Below are 18,146 nucleotides of genomic sequence, written 5' to 3' on the forward strand. Positions count from 1 at the left end.
GGCTCCCGGTAAGCACACCGCGCGCCCGCCGCACATTGGGCCTTCCGCACCACTCCCGCGGCACGGGCCTCGGGCCGGCGGACCCCGGCCGGCGGACCCTCAGCCCGACCAGACCGTCACCGTGGCCTCCACCTGGTAGTCCGCCGGGGCGATGGAGTCGATCCTGATCAGGGCGGTGCGGCCGCCGGGGCTCTTCAGACAGACCAGCGACCCGACGTTCACGTGGGCCGAGTCGCCCGAGTGGCTGGCGGCCCAGTCGGCGCAGGCGGCACCGGACGGCGGTGTCTGGCCCGTCCAGATGCCGAAGCTGTCGTGCTCGCTCTGGATCTCCTCCCGCAGCACGGCCGTGGTCGCGGTGAACCCGGTCGCGTAGATGCCCTGCGGGAAGCCGGGGTGACGCGACGGCGGGGTCAGGTCGAAGTCGATGCCGCCCTCCATCGAGATCCCCACCTGGCCGGTCCAGGCCACGGTCAACCCGGTCGGCGACGGCGCGGGCGGGGCCGGCGCGGCGGTGCTCGTGGTGGTGGCCGGCGCGGGCGGCACGCTGCCCTGCGTCGACGCCGCGGTGCCCGCCACCGGGGCCGAGCCCGCGGGCGCGTCGCCCGTCGGCCGGATCGCCGTCCCCAGGATGAGCGCCAGCACCCCGACCGCGATCACCCCGAACCGGGCTCCCCCGGTCTTCGGCCCGGGCAGGCTGATCCCCGCCCCGCTCGCCGCCTCCTTCGCGAAGGCCACGACGAAGCAGAGCAGCCCGAACACCCACAACGTGATGGTTCCTGCCACGGCCCGTCCCCCATGTCCTGCCTGTGCCGACTGTGCTGGCTGTCCTGCCGCTGCTGCTGCTGCGGTCGAACTCGCAGATGGTACCGGGAACCTGACGATCCGGCAGTCCAATTCACCCGCCGCCGCCATCCCCCCGGCAGCTCGGCGATCGCGCGGGCCCCTCGTCCGAACGGCCGACTCGTCGGTCGGCGGAATCAGCGACCGGGCCCGGCGGGGCCGGTGTCGATCTCGGCCCAGACCGTCTTGCCGTCGCGGTGCGGCAGCGCCCCCCAGCGGGTGGCGGCGTTCTGGACGATGAACAGCCCGTGCCCGCCGGGCAGGCCCGGGCGGTGGGGGCGGCGCGGCTCGGGCAGGTCGGTCGAGCGGTCGCCGACCTCGATCCGCAGGCGGGTCTCGGAGGCGTCCAGGACGAGGTCGACGGGGCCGCCTGCGTGCAGCATGGCGTTGGCGACCAGCTCGGCGACCAGGAGCACGATGTCGTCCTCGGCGCCGCAGGCACCGGTCGGCCACGACCAGTCGGCGATCGCCCGCGCGGTGTACGCCCGGGCTCGGGCGACGGGCTTCGGCAGCCCGGCCAGGTGCAGGCGCCGGCGCTGGCCGCCGGGCGGCAGCTTGGGACCGGTGCCCGGCCGGTCGCCGTCGAGGGTTGCCCGGCTGGTCGTCATGTGCGGGTTCCCCTTCCTGCCTCGGCACTGTGTTCCGCTTCGTCTGCTCGGTTTCCCGACCACTGCCGAATTATGCGTGCCGCCGCGCGGTCACGGCGCTCACCGGGGTGCGGCGAGCGCGGCGGCCACGGTCGGGTGGAGCGAGAACACGGTGTCGGCGCAGGTCAGTTCCAGCAACCGCCGCACCGTGGTGGACGGCGCCGCGAGGCGGAACCCGACGTCCGCCGCGGCGGCCGCCATCCTGGTCCGCAGCAGCAGGTTGAGGCCGGAGGAGTCGCAGAAGCCGACGCCCGCGAGGTCGACGACGAGCAGCGGCGGATGCTGCTCCACCAGGTCGTCGAGGGTGTTCCGGGCGGGGGCCAGGGTCTCGATGTCGAGGTCGCCCGCGAGCGCGCAGACGGCCGCCCGGGTGGCGGTGTGCCAGGTGCGGACGGCCAGGTCGGGACCGGACGGGGCGCCCGGCCGGGAAGGGTCGGAGGGCTCGGAGGGCGCGGTGGTCGGCGGCACGGTCACGGACTCGTTCTCTGCGGGCATCGTCTTCTCGGCTGGCATCGTCGTCGTGTTCCCCTCCACGGGGTGTGCCCCGCGAGCCTACGCACGCCACCCGGCGCGGGGCCAGGCCGCCGTCAGGCCGCGCCCGAGCCGTGGCCGCGCCGCGGGCGGCGTGCGTGGCGTGCGTGGCGTCGTGGTGGTCCTGATGGCCGTGCGGCCGACTCAGGTGGCGGTGAGGTCCGCGCGCAGGCTGGTCAGCGTGCGGTTGAGGAGACGGGAGACGTGCATCTGGGACAGCCCGAGGCGGGCACCGATCTGGGACTGGGTGAGTTCCTCACCGAAGCGCATGGACAGGATCAGGCGGTCGCGTTCCGGCAGGGCGGCGACCAGGGGCTTGAGGACGATCAGGTTCTCGACCGTGTCGTACCTCGGATCCTCCTCGCCGAGGCGCTGGCCGAGCGGGCCCTGGTCCTCCTCGCCCTCGGTCGCGGGGGCGTCCAGGGAGCCGGCGGTGTGGCCGTTGGCGGCCGCGAGCCCCTCGATCACCTCCTCCTCCGACAGGTCGAGGTGCCGGGCGAGCTCGGCGACGGTCGGCGAGCGGCCCAGCCGCTGGAACAGCAGGTCGCGGGACTTGGCCAGGGTGATGCGCAGCTCCTGCAGGCGGCGCGGCACGTGGACGGCCCAGGTGGCGTCGCGGAAGTGACGGCGGATCTCGCCGAGGATGGTCGGCAGCGCGAAGGTGACGAACTCCGCGCCGTGCTCGGGGTCGAAGCGGTCGATCGCCTTGATCAGGCCCAGTGAGCCGACCTGTATCAGGTCCTCCTCGGGCTCCCGGCGGTTGCCGACCCGGCGGATCGCGAACCGCACCAGGGACAGGTTGAGCTCGATGAGCGTGGCGCGCACGTACGAGTACTCGGCGGTGCCCTCCTCCAGCGTCGAGAGCCGGGCCAGCAGCACCCTGGTCAGCTCGCGGGCGTCGCCGGGCGCGACCTGCCGCGGGTCCTCGACGTCGGCGAGCTCCGGAAAATCCGGGTGTTCCGGAAGGTCCGGGCGTTCCGGAGGTTCCGGCCGTCGCGGGCGCTCCGGGACGGCGGCGCGGTCGGCACCGGGCGCGTCGACCGTCGAGGCCTCGTCCGGAACCGGGGCTGTCACGCGGTGGAGGAGTTCGTCACTGGTCGTGGCCATGTCGGTCCTTTCCCCTCGACGTACGGTCCGTCCCCGGGTACCCGCCGAGGCCGATCGCATGCCGGTTCGCACTGTGAGGATCGCGTGAACGAACGGCCGGGCGGTGGAGCGGCCGCGGAGGGATCGCGGATCCGGGGGCATGGACCACGGCATCGGGGGCAGCCGAGCCGGCAGGCACCACAGACGAACGGGCGGGGACGGCCGGCCTGCGGCCGCCCCCGCCCGACGGAACCCGGGAAAGGGGAACCCTTGCCATGGAACGTCTCACCACCCGGATCACCATGCGACTGATGACCGGCGACGACCGCAGCCGGGACCTGGACGTCGACTGGTCCTACCGGGCCGGCGAGCCCCACGCGGTGGAGCTGGACTTCACCTCCTACCAGGCGGAGGCCGTGTGGTCGCTCTCGCGCGACCTGCTCATCGCCGGCCTGCACGAACCCTCCGGCGAGGGGGACGTCCACGTCACGCCGTTCGACGACACCCGCCTGCTGATCGCGCTCGCCGGCGGCGAGGGCGTCGCCCTGCTCGTCGTCTCCACCGGGGCGGTCGCGCGGTTCCTGGCCGCCACCGTCAGGCTCGTCCCGCTCGGGCAGGAGCACGCCCGGATCGACTGGGACCGGGGCCTGAAGGCCCTGCTGACCGCCTGACCCGCGCGCCCGCCCCGAACCACACGCCACCGCGCCGAGAGGAGTCCTCGCCAAGACGACCGCCCCCGCCCGGCTCGCCCGGCCCCGCGCCGCAACGGGCCGGGGGCCGGGGGCCGGAACCCCGAGGTGGACGGGTAAGTAGGCTGAGCGGATCGAATGATCTTCAGGAGAGCCATGGCCCGCACCAAACCCCGCGTCCTGCTCGTCACCGACCTCGCCTACCAGGCCCGGGGCCGCCGGTACTGCGACGAGGACATCCAGCTCTCCGCCCGGCTGCGCGAGGACTTCGACGTCGCCCTGTGCCACCCCCTGGACGCCGCAGCGCTGCTGGACTCCTTCGACGTGGTCCTCGTCCGCAACAGCGGCCCGGTGCTCGACTACCGCGCCGAGTACGAGCGCTTCCGCGACCAGGCGCTCGAGCGCGGCGCCCGCGTGTACACCCAGCTGACCGGGCGCGCCGACATGGCCGGCAAGCAGTACCTGCTCGACCTCACCGCCGCCGGGTACCCCGTCATCCCGACCGTCGACCGGGCCGAGGACCTCTCCCGCCTGCCCGTCGTCCCCGAGTACGTCGTCAAGCCGAAGCTCGGCGCCGACTCGATCGGCCTGCGGATCGTCCCCCGCCAGCAGCTCGCCGCCGTCCCGTACCACGAGGACGTCCTGGTCCAGCCGCTGATCCCGTTCACCTACGAGGTCTCGTTCTACTTCGTCGACGACGCCTTCCAGTACGCCCTGCACGCCCCCGACCCCGAGCAGCGCTGGCGCCTCGAACCCTACGAACCCACCGCCGCCGACCTGGAGTTCGCCCGGCGCTTCATCGCCTGGAACACCGTCGAGCACGGCATCCAGCGGGTCGACGCCTGCCGCACCCCCGAGGGCGAGCTCCTCCTCGTCGAGCTGGAGGACCTCAACCCCTACCTCTCCCTCGACCTGGTGGACGACTTCACCCGGGACCGCTTCGTCGCCGCCCTCAAGGCCTCCCTGCACACCCTCGCTAGCCGGCCCTGACCCGACGGGCCGCCTCGGTGAGCACCGCGCCCAGCGGCAGGCCGACCCGGGCGGCGGCCAGCTCGTCCCCGCGGGTCGCGCCCTGGTTGACGATCGCCACGGGCGTGCCCGCGCGGGCGGCGTGGCGGACGAAGCGCAGCCCCGACAGCACCGTGAGCGAGGAGCCGAGGACCACCAACGCCTGTGCGGCGTCCACGAGTTCATAGCAGCGCTGGACCCTCGGCCGGGGCACGCTCTCGCCGAAGAAGACCACGTCCGGCTTGAGCACTCCCCCGCACGCCGCACAGGGGGCGACCCGGAAGCCGTCCACCAGCTCCTGCGACAGCTCGGCGTCACCGTCCGGATTGACCCGCGCCGCCCCCGCCCGGAAGCCGCCGTTCAGCTCCTCCAGCCGCCGGTCCAGCTCCTCCCGCGAGCCGGTCCGCCGGCACGCCAGGCACACCACCCGGTGCAGCCCGCCGTGCAGCTCCACCGCCCCGCGCGTCCCGGCCGCCCGGTGCAGGCCGTCCACGTTCTGGGTGATCACCGCCGACACGTGCCCGGACCGCCGCAGCTGCTCCACCGCCCGGTGCCCGGCATTCGGCTCGGCCCCCGCGATCGTCCGCCACCCCACGTGGCTGCGCGCCCAGTACCGCCGCCGGGCCGCCTCGCTCCCGGTGAACTCCTGGTACGTCATCGGCACCCCGCGCCGCCGGCTGCCGGTCTCCCCCCGGTAGTCCGGGATCCCCGACTCCGTCGACAACCCCGCCCCGCTGAGCACCACCACCCCGCGCCCGGCCAGCAGCCGTACCAGCACCTCCAGGCCGGCCGCATCGGCCGCCGTACCGCCGAGACCCGCCACGGGCACACCCATGCGGTCCAGCGTAGGACCGGGCGCCGGACGCCGGCGAGGGCCCGGTACCTCTCAGCGGCCGTGGCGGCGGCAAGCTCCTTGCCCCGGGGCATCCTGGGCCCACGGATTCGTCATCCGGTCGGACGCGGTCACGCGATCGGACGTGGGTCGGCACGCCCCCGGTTCGGCCGAGCGACCGGCTTGGGCGTACCGGCGGGTGACCTTCGCGGGCAGCCCACCGGCGGCGTCACACCGGCCCCTTGCCACCCGGGCGTTCGTGGGCGGGGCGGCTGCTCGGCGGTCAACTCCTGGTTCCACCCCCGGCGCCGTCCCCGCCGTCCCCGCCGGCCCGCCCGGACGCCGTGAGGCGCAGGGCGTCGACGGCGAGGCGGGCGGCAGTGCCGATGGCGGCGTCGGCGGTGGGGAGGGTGATGGCGGTGGCGGCGGCGCGGGTGAAGACGGCGAGGGCGTAGCGGCCGCCGTCGGGGTACTCGACGACGCCGACCTCGTGGCGCAGGGTGGGCAGGGTCCCGGTCTTGCCGTGGACGCGGACGTCGTCGAACGGGAAGCCGGAGGCCAGCCGGTGCGGCCAGACCTGGAGGCCGAGCAGGCGGCGCAGGGCGGCGCCGGGTTCGCCGGGGCAGGCGTCGCCGTGCCAGAGGGCGGCGAGCAGGGCGGTCATCTCGCGGGCGGTGCTGCGGTTGGTGAAGGCCGGGTCGAGGACCCTGAGCCGGGCGACGACGGCGGGGTCGACCGGGGAGTCCCGGTCGGTGTCCTCGGCGAGGGCGGCGACCATCTCGCGGACGGTGTGGACCGCGACGGTGTGGGTCAGGCCCAGCTCGGCCATGGTGCGGTTGACGGTGTCCAGGCCGATCTCGTCCCAGAGCACGTCCGCGGCCGTGTTGTCGCTGACCGCGACGGTCAGGTAGGCGAGGTCGCGCAGGGAGAGCCGGGCGGCGTCGAGCATGGCCGACAGGCCGGTGCGGCCCGGGGTGCGGTCGGTGGCGGGGAGGTCGACCGGCCGGGTCAGGTCGATCCGGCCGGCGGCGGCCTCGCGGTACAGCGTCACCAGGAGGCAGAGCTTGTGGACGCTGGCGGTGCTGACCGGGGTGTCGGCGCCGAGGGAGAGTTCGGCGCCGGTGTCGAGGTCGCGGGCGTGCAGCAGGCCGGTGACCCCGGCTTCGGCGAAGGCGGCCGCGATGCGGGCGCGCGCGGCGCGGGTGCCGGCGGGGTCGCGGCGGCCGGGAGCGTCGTCTCCCGGGCGGTCTCTGCGGGCTCGGTCACCCTTCGTGCGGTCGCTGGTCACAGCGGGAACTCCATTGCGGGCCGGGGGAAGAGCGGGCGGTTGGGCGGCTGGGGCAGCAGGCCGCCGGGTTCGGTCAGCGCCCGGTGAGCGACCTCGGCGAACAGGCGGACGGCGGGCCCGTCCCGTCCGGCCGGCCAGGCGGTGGAGGTGCGCCAGGTCAGCGGGGTGCCGGTGAGCGGACGCCAGACTGTACCCGGCGGGGCCACGGTGCGCGGCACCAGGGCGACGGCGCTGCCGGTGAGCACGAGCGCGCCCGCGACGTCCGCGCCGGGCGGGTCGACGACCGCCTCCGGGGTGCAGCCGTGCCGGGCCAGGGTGGTGAGCATCTCGTCGTACAGCGCCGGGGCGGTGGCGCGGGGGAAGAGCACCAGGCGCCGCCCGGTCAGCTCCGCCACGGCCAGGTCCGGGCGGTCGGCGTGCGGGCTGTCGGCGGCGAGCAGCACGCCCAGCGGCTGGTGCAGGACGGGCCCGAAGGCCAGCCCGGCGGCCGGGCAGGGGTGACGGACGACGGCGACGTCCACGGTGTGCTGGGCGAGTTCGCGCACCGCGGCCGCGACCGGCAGTTCCCGCAGTTCGAGCCGGGTGCCCGGGGAGGCGCTCTCGAAGCCGGTGAGCAGCGCGGCCAGGGCCGCCGGTCCGAGGTCGGGCGGGACGGCCGCGCGCAGGGTGCCCGCCCGGCCGGTGCGCAGGTCGGCCGCGACGGCCAGCAGGCGGGCGGAGCACTCCAGCACCTCCTCCGCCTCGGCGAGCAGCAGTCGGCCGGCCGGGGTGAGCGCGACGCCGCGCGGGCCGCGGTCGAACAGGGTGACGCCGAGTTCGCGTTCCAGCCGCTGGATCCGCTGGGAGAGCGAGGGCTGGGCGATCCGCAGCCGCTCGGCGGCGCGGCCGAAGTGCCGTTCCTCGGCGACGACGCGGAAGTGGCGGAGGTGCCCCAACAGGTCCATGAGCAGCAATCATAGGCATTTCGCCATCGATCCCTTCACCATCATGGTCTTGGACTGGAGTCCTGACGGCCTGTTTAGCTGAGGCCACGGCCGGACCACCTGGCCTTCCCGTACGCCTGATCTGGAGATCACCGATGACGTCCGCGTTCCGGCATCCCCGTACCGCACTGCCCGCCGTCGCCCTGCTCGCGGCGGCCCTGACGGCCGGCTGTGGCCACGGCGGCACCGGCGCTGCGGCGGCGGCCGCGACCGCCGCCGACACCGCCACCACCGGCACGGCCTCCGCCGGCACGACCGAGGCCGCCTTCGAGGAACTCGAGCGGCACTTCGGCGCCCGCCTCGGCGTGTACGCGGTGGACACCGGCAGCGGCCGGGAGGTCGCCCACCGCGCCGACGAGCGCTTCGCGTTCGCGTCCACGATCAAGTCGCTCGCCGCCGGTGCCCTGCTGCGCGGGGCGACCGACCAGGAACTGGACAAGGTCGTCGGGTACCGGCAGGAGGACGTGCTGGCGTGGGCGCCGATCACCTCCCAGCACGTGGCCACCGGCATGAAGGTGCGCGATCTGGCCGCCGCCGCCATCCAGTACAGCGACAACACTGCCGCCAACCTGGTGATGGCCGAACTCGGCGGCCCGGAGGCCGTCCAGCGGGCCCTGCGCGACCTCGGCGACCCGACCACCAACGTCGACCGCACCGAACCCACCCTGAACGAGGCCACCCCGGGCGACCCCCGCGACACCAGCACCCCCCACGCCTTCGCCGCGGACCTGCGCCGCTACGTCCTCGGCGACGTCCTGACGGACGACCGCCGCCGGCTGCTGACCGACTGGCTGCTCGGCAACACCACCGGCGGCCCCTACATCCGCGCGGGCGTGCCCGCCGACTGGAAGATCGGCGACAAGACCGGCACCGCGGGCTACGGCACCCGCAACGACGTCGCCGTCGCCTGGCCGTCCGGCGGCCGCAGCCCGGTCGTCATCGTCGTCCTGTCCGACCGGGGCAAGCCCGATGCCACCTCCGACGACGCCCTGATCGCCGAGGCCACCAAGGCCGTCGTCACCGCCCTCAACTGACCGTCCCGCAACTGACCGTCCCGCAACTGATCTCCCTGACGGTCTGGGACACCGCGGTGGGCGCACAGGTCCGCACGATCCGGGCCGAGCCGACCACGGCCTTCGCCGTCAGCGCGGACGGCGTCCTCGCACTGACCGGCGGGGCGGACGGCGTCGTCCGGCTCTGGAACCTCGACCGGGAGCTCGAGGACGGGCCTTCCGTGACGCTCCCGGTCCCCACTCAACATGTCGGAAGAAGTTGACATGTCGGGAGTCCCACGGCTCGCAAGGGCGCCGCAGTCTTCGGTGCCGACCGGCGCCAGGTCCCCCGGCTCGACCCCGCCACCGTGCAACGGCTGCTGCTGGAGAGAGGGCGCCGGCGAGGGTGGTGCCTCTCGGGCATGGGTCGACTGCGGTTCTCGGAGGCCGCCCGGGCCCCTGGCCGGCCTTCATGTGCTCCGGCCCGGCTCCGGCATGCGTCCCTGCGGCGGCCCGGCCCAGCACCCCCACCCGCCCGACAAAGCCGGACGGCCCCGGCGGGCGGGATCCGCCGCCAGCCGGGGCCCTCACACTGCTGCCGGGTCAGAGCTTGCCGCGGTAGCCGCCAGTCTCGCTGCCGCGCTTCTCGATGAAGTTCTTGAAGCGCTTCAGGTCGCCCCTCACCTGCCGGTCGAGCATGTTCACCATGTCGGCGGCCTTCTCCGCCAGCCCCTCGGGCTGGTAGTCCATCGACATCACGATCCGGGTGTGGCCGGCGTCCAGAGGCTGGAAGGACACCATGCCGGACTGCTTCACCTCGCCCGTGACCGTGCGCCACGCCACGTGGTCGTCCGGGACTTGGTCGACGATCTCGGTGTCGAACTCCCGGCTGACACCGGCGATCTTCGTCTTCCAGCGGTTGTGGCGGTCGTCGATCTGCGTGATCTCCTCTACGCCCTCCATGAACATCGGGAACTGCTCGAACTGCGTCCACTGGTTGTACGCGGTGCTGATCGGCACGTCGACGTCGATCGTCTCCTGGACCCTGCTCATAACCAACCCACTCCTTACTCGTCGGTCTGCTGAACCGGACCCGCGCGCCAGCCCTTGGGCAGGCAGGCACGCGACCCCTCGGCCATCTCGCCCCACCCGCGGCGTGCCCGCAACCGGCGAAGATTCAGCACCGGCCAGCCACAGCGGGCGACTGACCAGTCCCCTGACGGCCACGGCCATGCGCCGCCCGGGCCGCGCCGTGTGGTCCGCACGGGTGAACGCCCGCGCACCCGCGAACACGGCCCGGATCGCTGGGCACTCCTTCTCCTGAGGTGTTCAGCCCTTCCCTCCAACGGGTGGCGCGGTCAGTCCTTGAAGGCGTCCTTGACCTTCTCGCCGGCCTGCTTCACGTCACCTTTGATTTGGTCGCCTTTGCCCTCGGCTTCCAGGCGTTCGTTGCCGACCGCCTTGCCTACGGCCTCCTTGACCTTGCCCTTGACCTTGTCACCGAGGTTCGAGGCCTTGTCCGAGGCGCTCATTGCGATCTCCCTCCGTTTCCGCAACGGCCTGTCCCCGGAGCGGCTGCCCGGATTGCCCGCAGGCATGCACCGGATGTGGTCCGGTGCGGTTGGTCCGGGACCGCGCCGGTGGGCGGTGGGCGCTGCGCTTACTGGACCTGGATGTAGGTCGGGGTGTCCGTGGGGGTGGCGGCGTTGCCGGACGTGCTGGGGGTGGCAGTGGGGATGGAGCCGCCCTGGGTGCCAGCGGCCGATGGGAGACAACACCCCTGCACGGGCGCTGTTTGCCGGACTCGGCTCACGGGACCCCAGCATCGAGTGCCGTACAGGCGTGACCTCGGGCCGCAGTGGGCCGTTGCAAGGGCATGAGCCATTCCATGTCCTGGGCCGGCCTGCCCGGCGTTCCCGGCCTGGGAGAAGACGGGGCCGACTCGGTCGCCGGTGGGCCGAGCGGGTACGACGGGGACGTGCTGGCCGCGGTCGCCGCCTGCACGGCGAGGGCCGCGGCCTGGGTAGGCCAGCTCGCCGACCGGCAGCCTGACCCCGCGCACGGCCGGGTCCTGCACCAGTTCGCCGAAGCGGTCGCCCGAGTCGGCAGCGACCTGGATCCCGGGGACGGCTACCTGGGCGGCGTCGATTGGCAGACCCGCTCACACCTCGACGGCTACGTGCTGCTCGGCGCCCGGCGCAGCCACCCGCCCGTCGACCTGGCCGTGATCGAAGCGGTGGCTGTCGGCGCGGTAGCCGCCCTCGCTCTGGCCCTGCCCGCCGCCGCGATGTTCGACGTGGCCGACCTGCCCCGCGTGTGTGGGCTGATCGACCAGGCCCTCGCCGCCGGGCGTGCCTGCCGCCAGCAACACCGTGGCGCCGGCTGGCAGTAGCGCCATCACCCCGTGCAGGGCCCAGGTCCTCCCAGGGGAAGCCGATGAATCACGCAACGGTGGATCATGCTCGGCTGGCCGCTTCCAAGCAGGCGAAGGGAGCCATGGGAGGTCATGCCGACCTGGTTGCGGCATGTGAGCAGAGTCCGTCCTCCGTTCGGCTTCCTCAAGGCATGCGCGGTGCTGTGTAGCCCGTCTGATCGAAGCGCGCGACAAGGCGCCCCGCAGGCCCGAGACGCCCAGCGCGCTCAAGAAGGTGGCGGACGCGGTTCTGTCCTGACGGGACCAAGGGCACGGCCCGAGTGTCCGGGCCTGCGCCTTCCACGGTTATCTGCACTGCGGCGCAGGACGGGACTACTGCGGTTCGTCTGGCGGGAGGAGAGGGCCGAGCGGTCCGAGGTCGAGGTTGAGGTCCTGCATGGTGAGCCCGTAGCGGGCACACAGGTCGTTCATGCGCTCGTGTAGCGCCATGAGGGTGGCTCCGAGGTTCTCCTCCTGCTCCTCGGTGAGGTCGCCGGCTTCGACCCGGTGCAGGGCCTGCCGTTCCATGAGCTGTCGGAGGAGTTCGACGAGGGTGAGGACGAGCTTCATCAGGTCCCGTTCGACGGTCTCGGGGCTGGTCGTGATCCTTCGGGGTGCATGGGGCGGGCGGCCCCGGCCTGTGGCTGCCTGATCGCTCCTGGTGGCCGGCAAAACGCGGAACGCGCGTGTGGCGGCCTGGGCCACCTCTTGGCGGCGGTCCGGACGGGGTGGCCTGTCGGTGGTCACCGCGTCCCCCACTCTTCGGATGGGGCGTGCGCCGCCCAGGGGGCGGCCGTGCGCTCGCTGATCGACGTGATGAGGGCGCGCAGCGAGATCCGTACGAGGTCGATGTCGGCGACGGACAGGACGAGGTCACCGGTGACGACCACTCCGCCGCTGAGCAGCCGGTCCAGGAGGTCGATGAGGGCGACCTGCTGCTGCGGCGGGGACGCGCCGCTGGTCGGAGCCGGGGTGTTTCCTGAAGGGTTCACGGTGCACTCGCCGTGCCGCGTTCGGGAGGGGTGAGGGTGGCGAAGGAGTAGGGGGCCCACGGACCGGTGACATCGACCCGCAGGCCGGGAAGACCGTCGGTGGCGTGCATGGTCTCCTCACGGAACGCGCGGACATGGTCCGCGGGCACGAGGTAGGCGTCGTTGACCACGTTCTGACCGGGGCCGGTTGCCAGTTCGCCTTCCTGGACGCGGTGACGTGCCCACTGCACCGCGTGGGCGCGGGCGCTCACTGCGATCCGTTGTGCCGCCTCTTCGGCCGCCCGGTGGGCGTCGTGGCGGGCGTCCTGCTCCGTACGGCGGCGGCGGAGGTAGGCGCGTCCCGGACTGAGCGCGGGATCAGGCGGGGCATCCGTTGCGGCGGGGGGCCGGGGTTCGGCCTCGATGTAGAGCTTGACGCCCAGCTCCACATGGCCACGCAGGCGTTCCAGGCCGTCCAGGAACAGTTTCTGGTTGTCGTCGAGCATCGCGCGTACCCGGTCGTCGTCGAGGTAGACGGTGGCCAGGCGCAGTGGGAGGACGGTTGTGTGCGCTGCCAGCGCTTCGATGACGCCATGGTGGGCCCGGGCCAGGGCTTCGAGCCAGCCGAGGTCCTCCAGATGCCGATGCAGGGCCGCTTCGTGGAAGTCCTCGGCGGGGACGTGGCTGACGACGGCCACCGGGGTGGTGGTGCGGTCGGGAGTCAGGAGGCGGACGGGTGCTCCGGCGACGCCGGTGAGGGTGCCCGCCTCGGCGGCCAGGGCGGGGGTGCGGTCGCGGGCGACGGCGTAGGCGTAGGTGAGGGAGGCGTCGCTCATGTGTCACCTGGACCGGGTCGTGGGTGAGCGGTGGGCCGCTTGCCCGGACGGCGGCGCGGCGTGGTTGCCTCCGGAGCGCTGACGGGCGGTAGGGCGGCGTCCGCGCGCAGGGCCTCGATCTGTTCGCGCAGGCGTTGGTTCTCCTCTTCGAGACGGGAAGTGGAGTGGTCGGCGCGGGAGGACAGTGAGGGGTCGTGTTCCCACCAGTCGATGCCCATCTCCTTGGCCTTGTCCACGGAGGCGATGAGCAGGCGCAGCTTGATGGTGAGCAGTTCGATGTCGAGGAGGTTGATCTGGATGTCGCCGGCGATGACGACGCCCTTGTCCAGCACCCGCTCCAGGATGTCGGCGAGACTGGCGGAGGAGGTCGGCTGGTAGGGCGGCGTGGACCGGGAGGGCAGCGAGCCCAGACGGTTGGCGAGAGAGTCACTCACTGCTGTCCTCCGCCCGGTCGCGTGGCTGCTGTGCGGTCATGGTGCGCGGTGCTGGGTGTGGGCCCGGATTTCGTCGAGGCGGTCGAGGAGTTCGTCCTCACGCCGGTCGAAGGTCTCCTCGTCGATCTCTCCGACCAGGAGTGCTCGCTCCAGTGCGGCAAGGTCGTGTTCGACGGGCGCCGGGTCGTAGTACTCGTCCTCGGCGGTTTCGACGACGCGTTCGAGCACCCAGACGGTGCCGCGCACCGGCGCGAGCGGGAGGGTGAGGATCTGGGTGATCAGACCCATGGCTTCACGTCCTTCAGACGAAGCTGTAGGCGGGCAGGGGGCCGTACAGCCGGACGTCGCAATCGGCGCCGAGTTCGTCGGCGAGGCCCTTTACCGCAGTGAGGAAGAGCTCTCGGTGCTCTTGGTCAACGAGGAAGGAGATGTTCAGGAAGTCGTTCCCGGTCGGCTCGGAGGCCAGTTCCTCGCGGGTGTGGGGACGCAGTGCCTCGGTGATGCCGGCTGCCAGGGCCTGCTGGCGCGCGAGGACCTCCCGCGTGACGAGTTCGCCGAGGGCGAGCGGCAGCTCGGGGTTGCTGTTGCCCGCCTTGATGTCGTCGTTGAGCTGCCGGGCTCTGGGCGATTCCCGCAGGATCTGCCGCAGCAGCGCGTCCTCCTCGACGGCGGCCTTGATGTGGTACTCGGCGCAGCCCTCCAGGTGGCTCAGCCGCTGGAGGTACTCCTCGCGGTGCTGGTCGAGGGCGGCCCGGACGGCGTCGTCGTCGGGAGCGGTGAGGCCGAAGCGCAGCGGCAGCACCGCCCCGTCGGCGACGAGGCGTTCCTGAACGGCCTGATGGGCCATCAGGTCGCGGCGTTTGGGCCGCAGTTCCGCAGGTGCGTCGCTGACGACGGCCGCCAGCGGCCCGGCCCGCAGGGAGCGTAGGACTGCTGGGACGGGACCGACCGCGTCAAGGCCGGTCAGGTTGTGGGAATGACCGGCTGCGGTGATGGAGTAGACGTAGACGGCCATCTCATTCCTCCCGTCGTCTGGTGGGCCGACGGGCGGGCCGCGTGCGCCTCGGCGCGGGCTCCTCCTCCTCTTCCTCCTCCTCGTTGGCGTCTCCGAGGTGGAGGGCGTCGGTGACAGCGTCGACGGCACCGCTCAGCGCGCCCTTGCTCTTGCCCCGGGCACCCCCTTCCGTGACCTCACCCACGATGTCGGTGAGCTGAGCGGGCGCTTTGCGCCCGGATTCCAGGTCGAGGCGGTTGCATGCCTCGGCGAATCGGAGGTAAGTGTCGACACTGGCGACGACGATGCGGATGTCGATCTTGAGGATCTCGATGCCGACCAGCGAGACCCGGACGAAGACGTCGATGACCAGGCCCCGGTCGAGGATCAGCTCAAGGACGTCGTAGAGACTTCCGGTGTTCCCGCTGCGGGAAACGCCGGCTGCGCTTTGCGGCACCACAGTCATGGCGCCTCCCTTCGCGGCCCGCCCTCGCGGTGAACGCGGGCGTTCTTGCAGGTCATCGCGCCGCAGGGTTTGTCAGGTCGGGCGATCGACCTGTCCCCGGGTGTAGCGACGGATCCGCTCGTACGACTGCAGTTCGCCTTCTTCGTCGAGCGTTACCCGATAGCTGGCCAGCACGCTGGTCGTCTCGGGGATGCGTTCCAGCTCCACCACCTCCACGTCGGCCTGCCAGCCGCCCTCGACGGGTTTCAGGGCCGACACCGACTCGGGGACACGTCCAAGGAGGTCTTGCAGTTGCTGAGCGGCGATGCGCATGGCGTGTGGCGCGGATACACGTCGACGGGGCCGTGGCGTCCGGCCCGGCGACCGCGTGGGACGCGCGCTGGCCCTCCTCGGCTCCTCGTCGTGCTCGTTGCCAGTGGTCATGCCCTTCTCCGGATCGGGGAAAGCCGCTCCAGAAGCATTCACTTACCGCATATGCCCGATATGCACCAATATAGCCGTCGACTTGTGCCTCATGCCCCGGCGCCGAAGGCCTGCATCGCGGTGGCTGGTCGGCGTGGGGCGTGGAGTACGGGGCCGTGCACTCGGCGCGACATCGGTTCCAGGTGCGGGAACACCGCGGCATGCCAGACTGGGAACTGGGCTCTTTTCTGCCGGGCTCGGCGGGGTCACGATCCCCGGTTCTCCCAGCGCCGCTTCCGACGCGGGCTGCCGTGACCGACGTCGCAGCGGCGGATCGTTGCCGCATGTCGGCGTCGCGCCGACCACAAGACCGGCCATCACGCGCGCGGAAAGACAAGGAACGGCCCCTTCGCTGGTGCCGATCACTCGCGAAGGGGCGATCGCCGGAAAGGGATGCCCCTATGAATGACACCACCAAGGTCGCCTTGGCGGCGGCTGTCGTGGGCGGTTACGTACTCGGGCGCGCGAAGAAGGGGCGTCTCGCGTTCGCGGCCGCCACCTACCTCGCCGGGCGCCGGTTTGGTCTGGATCCGCGCCAGCTCGCCACCGAAGGCCTACGCAAGCTCGCCGAGGTCCCGCAGGTGGCCGAGCTGAACAAACAGATCCGCGGCGAACTGCTGGAAACAGGCAAGAAGGCCGTCGCCGCGGCCGCCGACCGGCGCATCGGTGAGCTGGCCGACTCGCTCAGGGAGCGCACGCTCAACATCGGAAAACCGAAGCCGGACGAGGGGCAGGACGAGGAGGAACCGTACGAGGCCGAAGCCGCGGAGGAGGAATGGGACGAGGAGCCGGAGGAGGAGGAAGAGTACGAGGAGGAGCCCGAGGAGGAGCCCGAGGAGGAGCCCGAGCCCGTGGAAACTCGTCCGGCGAAACCGGCCCGGCGACGCCGCACCGCCGAACCCGCCGGTGACCAGCCGCGCTCCTCCCGCACGGCGCCGAGCACCAGCGCGCCGAAGACCGCCGCCCGCCGACCCGTCAGGAAGGCCGCACCGGCGGGGAAGAAGACCACGGCCAAGAGTCCGCCAGCGGCGAAGAAGTCGTCGGCCCGCGCCACGACGTCGAAGACCGCCGCATCCAAGCCCGCGCGCGAGAAAGCGCCGACGCCGGCGAAGAAGACCGCAGCGAAGAAGACCGCAGCGAAAAGGACCGCGGCGAGCAAAAGCACCGCTGCCAAGCCGTCAACGCGGACCCGGCGGAGGTGAGCCATGGCCGCCACGGGAGATAGGTCCGCAGCCGGGTCGGGAGTCGACCAGCTACGTGAAGAAGTCGTCAACTTCCTCGGCGCCCAGCTGGAGCACCTGGTGGAGAAGGCGGCTGAGAAGGTCTCCGACCTCACCGACACCCTTGGTGACGTCGCCCAGAACGGAGGCGTCCTGCCCAAGGTCGGTTCCCGTGTCCTGCAGGGTGACTCCCCGCTCAAGGCCTTCATGGGCGAGAAGGCTAAGAGCATCAAGGACAACCTCGTCGACAAGGCCAAGGAGACGTTCGGGGGAGGCGGCAAGCCCGGCCGCAAGGCGGGCAAGAAGACGATGAACATCGTGGAGGCACTGGATGTCGGCGTCCCTGTGCGCACCGCCTACGACCACTGGACGCAGTACGAGGATTTCAGCGGCTTCGCGAAGGGTGTGCAGAGCGTTTCACAGGGCGATGAAGTCACCACCGACTGGAAGGTGAAAGTCGGACCCTCTAAACGCAGCTTCAAGGCAACGGTCCAGGAGCAGATCCCGGACGAGCGCATCGTGTGGACCTCCGAAGGAGCCAAGGGCAGCACTCGGGGGGTCGTCAGCTTCCACGAGCTCACCCCGAACCTGACCCGCATCGTCCTCGTCGTCGAGTACTACCCCAACGGCTTCTTCGAGAAGACCGGCAACATCTGGCGCGCCCAGGGCCGGCGCCTCCGCCTCGACTTCAAGAACTTCCAGCGGCACGTCTCCCTGTCCAACGACGAAGCCCAAGGCTGGCGCGGTGAGATCCGCGACGGCGAGGTGGTGCGCACGCACGAGGAGGCGATGGAAGACGAAGCCGCCGAGGACGACCGGCTCGGAGAAGACGAATACGACGAAGAGGAGGAGCCCGAGGAGGAGTACGACGACGAGGAAGAAGAGCCCGAGGGTGAGTACGACGAGGAAGAGGAGGAGCCCGAGGGTGAGTACGACGAGGAAGAGGAGGAGCCCGAGGACGAGTACGACGACGAGTACGACGATCGCGACTACGGGGAAGAGGACGAACAACCGGAAGAGGAGGATGAGGAGTACGTGGAGGAAGCCCACTGACCGGCCACGGGGCAGCCAACCCGCACTGCGCACCGGCCCGACTGCCGAGCCCGCGGCGGAGGCGAGCAGCCACCCGGCTTGCAGCTGGCAGCGAGGTGGCGTTGCTCCTGCCCCTGGCCATCCTCCAGCCGGGAAGCCGAAGGCGACGGCTCGCCAGGCCCACCAGGCGCGGACCGGCCCCCCGATCGTGTCAGGGACATGGCCGCCCAGGCCAGCCGCCGGCCTGGGCGCCGAAACCCAAGCACCGACCACATCCTGCACTGGCCCCAGTGGCGCTCCCGACGCCACAGGCCCGGACCAGCCGCTGGCTCGCCCTGGCCGGCGCCCTCTACGGGTGGGCCCCGCGCTCGCGGGGGTTGCTCCGGTGACCACGTTCGTCGACCAGGGCGGAGCCGAGGACT

At 72.2% G+C, this 18,146-nt stretch carries 24 protein-coding genes; 7 read left to right on the top strand and 17 right to left on the bottom strand.

All coding sequences use genetic code 11. The features are described 5' to 3' along the window. Positions 1-99: 99 nt before the first annotated feature. From O1G21_RS04995 to O1G21_RS05010, 4 genes are all read right to left on the bottom strand, one after another. A complete protein-coding gene (locus tag O1G21_RS04995) occupies positions 100-783 on the bottom strand; it encodes a hypothetical protein (protein WP_270141122.1) in 684 nt (227 codons plus the stop codon). A gap of 194 nt (positions 784-977) precedes the next feature. After that, a complete protein-coding gene (locus O1G21_RS05000) occupies positions 978-1,448 on the bottom strand; it encodes an ATP-binding protein (RefSeq protein WP_270141123.1) in 471 nt (156 codons plus the stop codon). A 99-nt stretch (positions 1,449-1,547) separates the two neighbouring features. Next, the gene (locus O1G21_RS05005; protein ID WP_270141125.1) at positions 1,548-2,000 is read right to left on the bottom strand and encodes an STAS domain-containing protein; all 453 of its coding nucleotides are present in this window, start codon (positions 1,998-2,000) and stop codon (positions 1,548-1,550) included. 162 nt (positions 2,001-2,162) lie between these two features. Further along, a complete protein-coding gene (locus O1G21_RS05010) occupies positions 2,163-3,125 on the bottom strand; it encodes a SigB/SigF/SigG family RNA polymerase sigma factor (protein ID WP_270141126.1) in 963 nt (320 codons plus the stop codon). Positions 3,126-3,379: 254 nt separating this feature from the next. Between O1G21_RS05010 and O1G21_RS05015 the strand changes: the two genes are divergently transcribed. Beyond that, entirely contained in the window at positions 3,380-3,775 is a 396-nt protein-coding gene (locus O1G21_RS05015; protein WP_270141128.1) for an SsgA family sporulation/cell division regulator, read from the top strand. A gap of 174 nt (positions 3,776-3,949) precedes the next feature. Then, a complete protein-coding gene (locus tag O1G21_RS05020; RefSeq protein WP_270141130.1) occupies positions 3,950-4,783 on the top strand; it encodes an ATP-grasp domain-containing protein in 834 nt (277 codons plus the stop codon). Here the strand turns inward: O1G21_RS05020 and O1G21_RS05025 are convergent. The 3 genes from O1G21_RS05025 to O1G21_RS05035 all read right to left on the bottom strand — a co-directional run bounded on the left by O1G21_RS05025 (position 4,770) and on the right by O1G21_RS05035 (position 7,865). Then, on the bottom strand, positions 4,770-5,636 hold the full coding sequence (locus O1G21_RS05025) for an NAD-dependent protein deacetylase (RefSeq protein WP_270141132.1): 867 nt from the start codon (positions 5,634-5,636) through the stop codon (positions 4,770-4,772). The genes O1G21_RS05020 and O1G21_RS05025 overlap by 14 nt on opposite strands. A gap of 280 nt (positions 5,637-5,916) precedes the next feature. Next, on the bottom strand, positions 5,917-6,816 hold the full coding sequence (locus O1G21_RS05030; protein ID WP_270150774.1) for a serine hydrolase: 900 nt from the start codon (positions 6,814-6,816) through the stop codon (positions 5,917-5,919). Between the two features lie 101 nt (positions 6,817-6,917). After that, the gene (locus O1G21_RS05035; protein ID WP_270141134.1) at positions 6,918-7,865 is read right to left on the bottom strand and encodes a LysR family transcriptional regulator; all 948 of its coding nucleotides are present in this window, start codon (positions 7,863-7,865) and stop codon (positions 6,918-6,920) included. Positions 7,866-7,999: 134 nt separating this feature from the next. Here O1G21_RS05035 and bla point away from each other — a divergent pair, with 134 nt between their 5' ends. Both bla and O1G21_RS05045 read left to right on the top strand, forming a co-directional pair. Next, positions 8,000-8,938: a class A beta-lactamase gene (gene bla / locus O1G21_RS05040; RefSeq protein ID WP_270141135.1), complete on the top strand. Its 939-nt coding sequence runs from the start codon at positions 8,000-8,002 to the stop codon at positions 8,936-8,938. A gap of 56 nt (positions 8,939-8,994) precedes the next feature. Next, the gene (locus tag O1G21_RS05045) at positions 8,995-9,180 is read left to right on the top strand and encodes a WD40 repeat domain-containing protein (RefSeq protein WP_270141137.1); all 186 of its coding nucleotides are present in this window, start codon (positions 8,995-8,997) and stop codon (positions 9,178-9,180) included. Positions 9,181-9,499: 319 nt separating this feature from the next. Here the strand turns inward: O1G21_RS05045 and O1G21_RS05050 are convergent, their stop codons facing one another. Continuing rightward, positions 9,500-9,949, bottom strand: a complete 450-nt coding sequence (locus O1G21_RS05050; RefSeq protein ID WP_270141138.1) for an SRPBCC family protein — start codon at positions 9,947-9,949, stop codon at positions 9,500-9,502. 305 nt (positions 9,950-10,254) lie between these two features. Continuing rightward, complete coding sequence (locus tag O1G21_RS05055) at positions 10,255-10,428, bottom strand: CsbD family protein (protein WP_270141139.1); 174 nt, start codon at positions 10,426-10,428, stop codon at positions 10,255-10,257. Positions 10,429-10,784: 356 nt separating this feature from the next. Between O1G21_RS05055 and O1G21_RS05060 the strand changes: the two genes are divergently transcribed. After that, positions 10,785-11,288, top strand: coding sequence for a hypothetical protein (locus O1G21_RS05060; protein WP_270141141.1), 504 nt, complete (start codon positions 10,785-10,787; stop codon positions 11,286-11,288). Positions 11,289-11,642: 354 nt separating this feature from the next. On the opposite strand, the gene O1G21_RS05065 is transcribed toward O1G21_RS05060, so the two are convergent. From O1G21_RS05065 to O1G21_RS05100, 8 genes are all read right to left on the bottom strand, one after another. Next, complete coding sequence (locus O1G21_RS05065; protein WP_270141142.1) at positions 11,643-12,056, bottom strand: gas vesicle protein K; 414 nt, start codon at positions 12,054-12,056, stop codon at positions 11,643-11,645. After that, on the bottom strand, positions 12,053-12,301 hold the full coding sequence (locus tag O1G21_RS05070) for a gas vesicle protein (protein WP_270141143.1): 249 nt from the start codon (positions 12,299-12,301) through the stop codon (positions 12,053-12,055). Before O1G21_RS05070 ends, O1G21_RS05065 begins: the two co-directional genes overlap by 4 nt. Beyond that, positions 12,298-13,116, bottom strand: a complete 819-nt coding sequence (locus tag O1G21_RS05075; protein WP_270141145.1) for a GvpL/GvpF family gas vesicle protein — start codon at positions 13,114-13,116, stop codon at positions 12,298-12,300. The genes O1G21_RS05070 and O1G21_RS05075 overlap by 4 nt, the downstream gene beginning before the upstream one ends. Continuing rightward, a complete protein-coding gene (locus O1G21_RS05080) occupies positions 13,113-13,550 on the bottom strand; it encodes a gas vesicle protein (RefSeq protein ID WP_270141147.1) in 438 nt (145 codons plus the stop codon). The genes O1G21_RS05075 and O1G21_RS05080 overlap by 4 nt, the downstream gene beginning before the upstream one ends. A 36-nt stretch (positions 13,551-13,586) precedes the next feature. Beyond that, on the bottom strand, positions 13,587-13,838 hold the full coding sequence (locus O1G21_RS05085) for a gas vesicle protein GvpG (protein WP_270141149.1): 252 nt from the start codon (positions 13,836-13,838) through the stop codon (positions 13,587-13,589). Between the two features lie 13 nt (positions 13,839-13,851). Then, a complete protein-coding gene (locus O1G21_RS05090; protein ID WP_270141151.1) occupies positions 13,852-14,565 on the bottom strand; it encodes a GvpL/GvpF family gas vesicle protein in 714 nt (237 codons plus the stop codon). Position 14,566: 1 nt separating this feature from the next. Continuing rightward, complete coding sequence (locus O1G21_RS05095; protein ID WP_030285897.1) at positions 14,567-15,010, bottom strand: gas vesicle structural protein GvpA; 444 nt, start codon at positions 15,008-15,010, stop codon at positions 14,567-14,569. Positions 15,011-15,082: 72 nt separating this feature from the next. Next, positions 15,083-15,433 carry a gas vesicle protein GvpO gene (locus O1G21_RS05100; RefSeq protein ID WP_270141157.1) on the bottom strand — a complete coding sequence of 117 codons (351 nt, stop codon included), beginning with the start codon at positions 15,431-15,433 and terminating at the stop codon, positions 15,083-15,085. Positions 15,434-15,873: 440 nt separating this feature from the next. Between O1G21_RS05100 and O1G21_RS05105 the strand changes: the two genes are divergently transcribed. Both O1G21_RS05105 and O1G21_RS05110 read left to right on the top strand, forming a co-directional pair. Beyond that, positions 15,874-16,674 (top strand): histone protein, encoded by an 801-nt coding sequence (locus O1G21_RS05105; protein ID WP_270141158.1) that lies wholly within the window; start codon positions 15,874-15,876, stop codon positions 16,672-16,674. 3 nt (positions 16,675-16,677) lie between these two features. Continuing rightward, a complete protein-coding gene (locus O1G21_RS05110; protein ID WP_270141160.1) occupies positions 16,678-17,745 on the top strand; it encodes an SRPBCC family protein in 1,068 nt (355 codons plus the stop codon). Positions 17,746-18,146 lie beyond the last annotated feature (401 nt).

It is taken from the genome of Kitasatospora cathayae, from assembly GCF_027627435.1.
Classification (GTDB): Bacteria; Actinomycetota; Actinomycetes; order Streptomycetales; family Streptomycetaceae; genus Kitasatospora; species Kitasatospora cathayae.

Bases quoted from the DNA above. Each gene is read 5' to 3' on its own strand.
- O1G21_RS05000 (WP_270141123.1), bottom strand. From the start codon at position 1,448: ATGACGACCAGCCGGGCAACCCTCGACGGCGACCGGCCGGGCACCGGT.
- O1G21_RS05005 (WP_270141125.1), bottom strand. From the start codon at position 2,000: ATGCCAGCCGAGAAGACGATGCCCGCAGAGAACGAGTCCGTGACCGTG.
- O1G21_RS05010 (WP_270141126.1), bottom strand. From the start codon at position 3,125: ATGGCCACGACCAGTGACGAACTCCTCCACCGCGTGACAGCCCCGGTT.
- O1G21_RS05015 (WP_270141128.1), top strand. From the start codon at position 3,380: ATGGAACGTCTCACCACCCGGATCACCATGCGACTGATGACCGGCGAC.
- O1G21_RS05020 (WP_270141130.1), top strand. From the start codon at position 3,950: ATGGCCCGCACCAAACCCCGCGTCCTGCTCGTCACCGACCTCGCCTAC.
- O1G21_RS05025 (WP_270141132.1), bottom strand. From the start codon at position 5,636: ATGGGTGTGCCCGTGGCGGGTCTCGGCGGTACGGCGGCCGATGCGGCC.
- O1G21_RS05035 (WP_270141134.1), bottom strand. From the start codon at position 7,865: ATGGACCTGTTGGGGCACCTCCGCCACTTCCGCGTCGTCGCCGAGGAA.
- bla (WP_270141135.1), top strand. From the start codon at position 8,000: ATGACGTCCGCGTTCCGGCATCCCCGTACCGCACTGCCCGCCGTCGCC.
- O1G21_RS05050 (WP_270141138.1), bottom strand. From the start codon at position 9,949: ATGAGCAGGGTCCAGGAGACGATCGACGTCGACGTGCCGATCAGCACC.
- O1G21_RS05055 (WP_270141139.1), bottom strand. From the start codon at position 10,428: ATGAGCGCCTCGGACAAGGCCTCGAACCTCGGTGACAAGGTCAAGGGC.
- O1G21_RS05060 (WP_270141141.1), top strand. From the start codon at position 10,785: ATGTCCTGGGCCGGCCTGCCCGGCGTTCCCGGCCTGGGAGAAGACGGG.
- O1G21_RS05075 (WP_270141145.1), bottom strand. From the start codon at position 13,116: ATGAGCGACGCCTCCCTCACCTACGCCTACGCCGTCGCCCGCGACCGC.
- O1G21_RS05085 (WP_270141149.1), bottom strand. From the start codon at position 13,838: ATGGGTCTGATCACCCAGATCCTCACCCTCCCGCTCGCGCCGGTGCGC.
- O1G21_RS05090 (WP_270141151.1), bottom strand. From the start codon at position 14,565: ATGGCCGTCTACGTCTACTCCATCACCGCAGCCGGTCATTCCCACAAC.
- O1G21_RS05095 (WP_030285897.1), bottom strand. From the start codon at position 15,010: ATGACTGTGGTGCCGCAAAGCGCAGCCGGCGTTTCCCGCAGCGGGAAC.
- O1G21_RS05100 (WP_270141157.1), bottom strand. From the start codon at position 15,433: ATGACCACTGGCAACGAGCACGACGAGGAGCCGAGGAGGGCCAGCGCG.
- O1G21_RS05105 (WP_270141158.1), top strand. From the start codon at position 15,874: ATGAATGACACCACCAAGGTCGCCTTGGCGGCGGCTGTCGTGGGCGGT.
- O1G21_RS05110 (WP_270141160.1), top strand. From the start codon at position 16,678: ATGGCCGCCACGGGAGATAGGTCCGCAGCCGGGTCGGGAGTCGACCAG.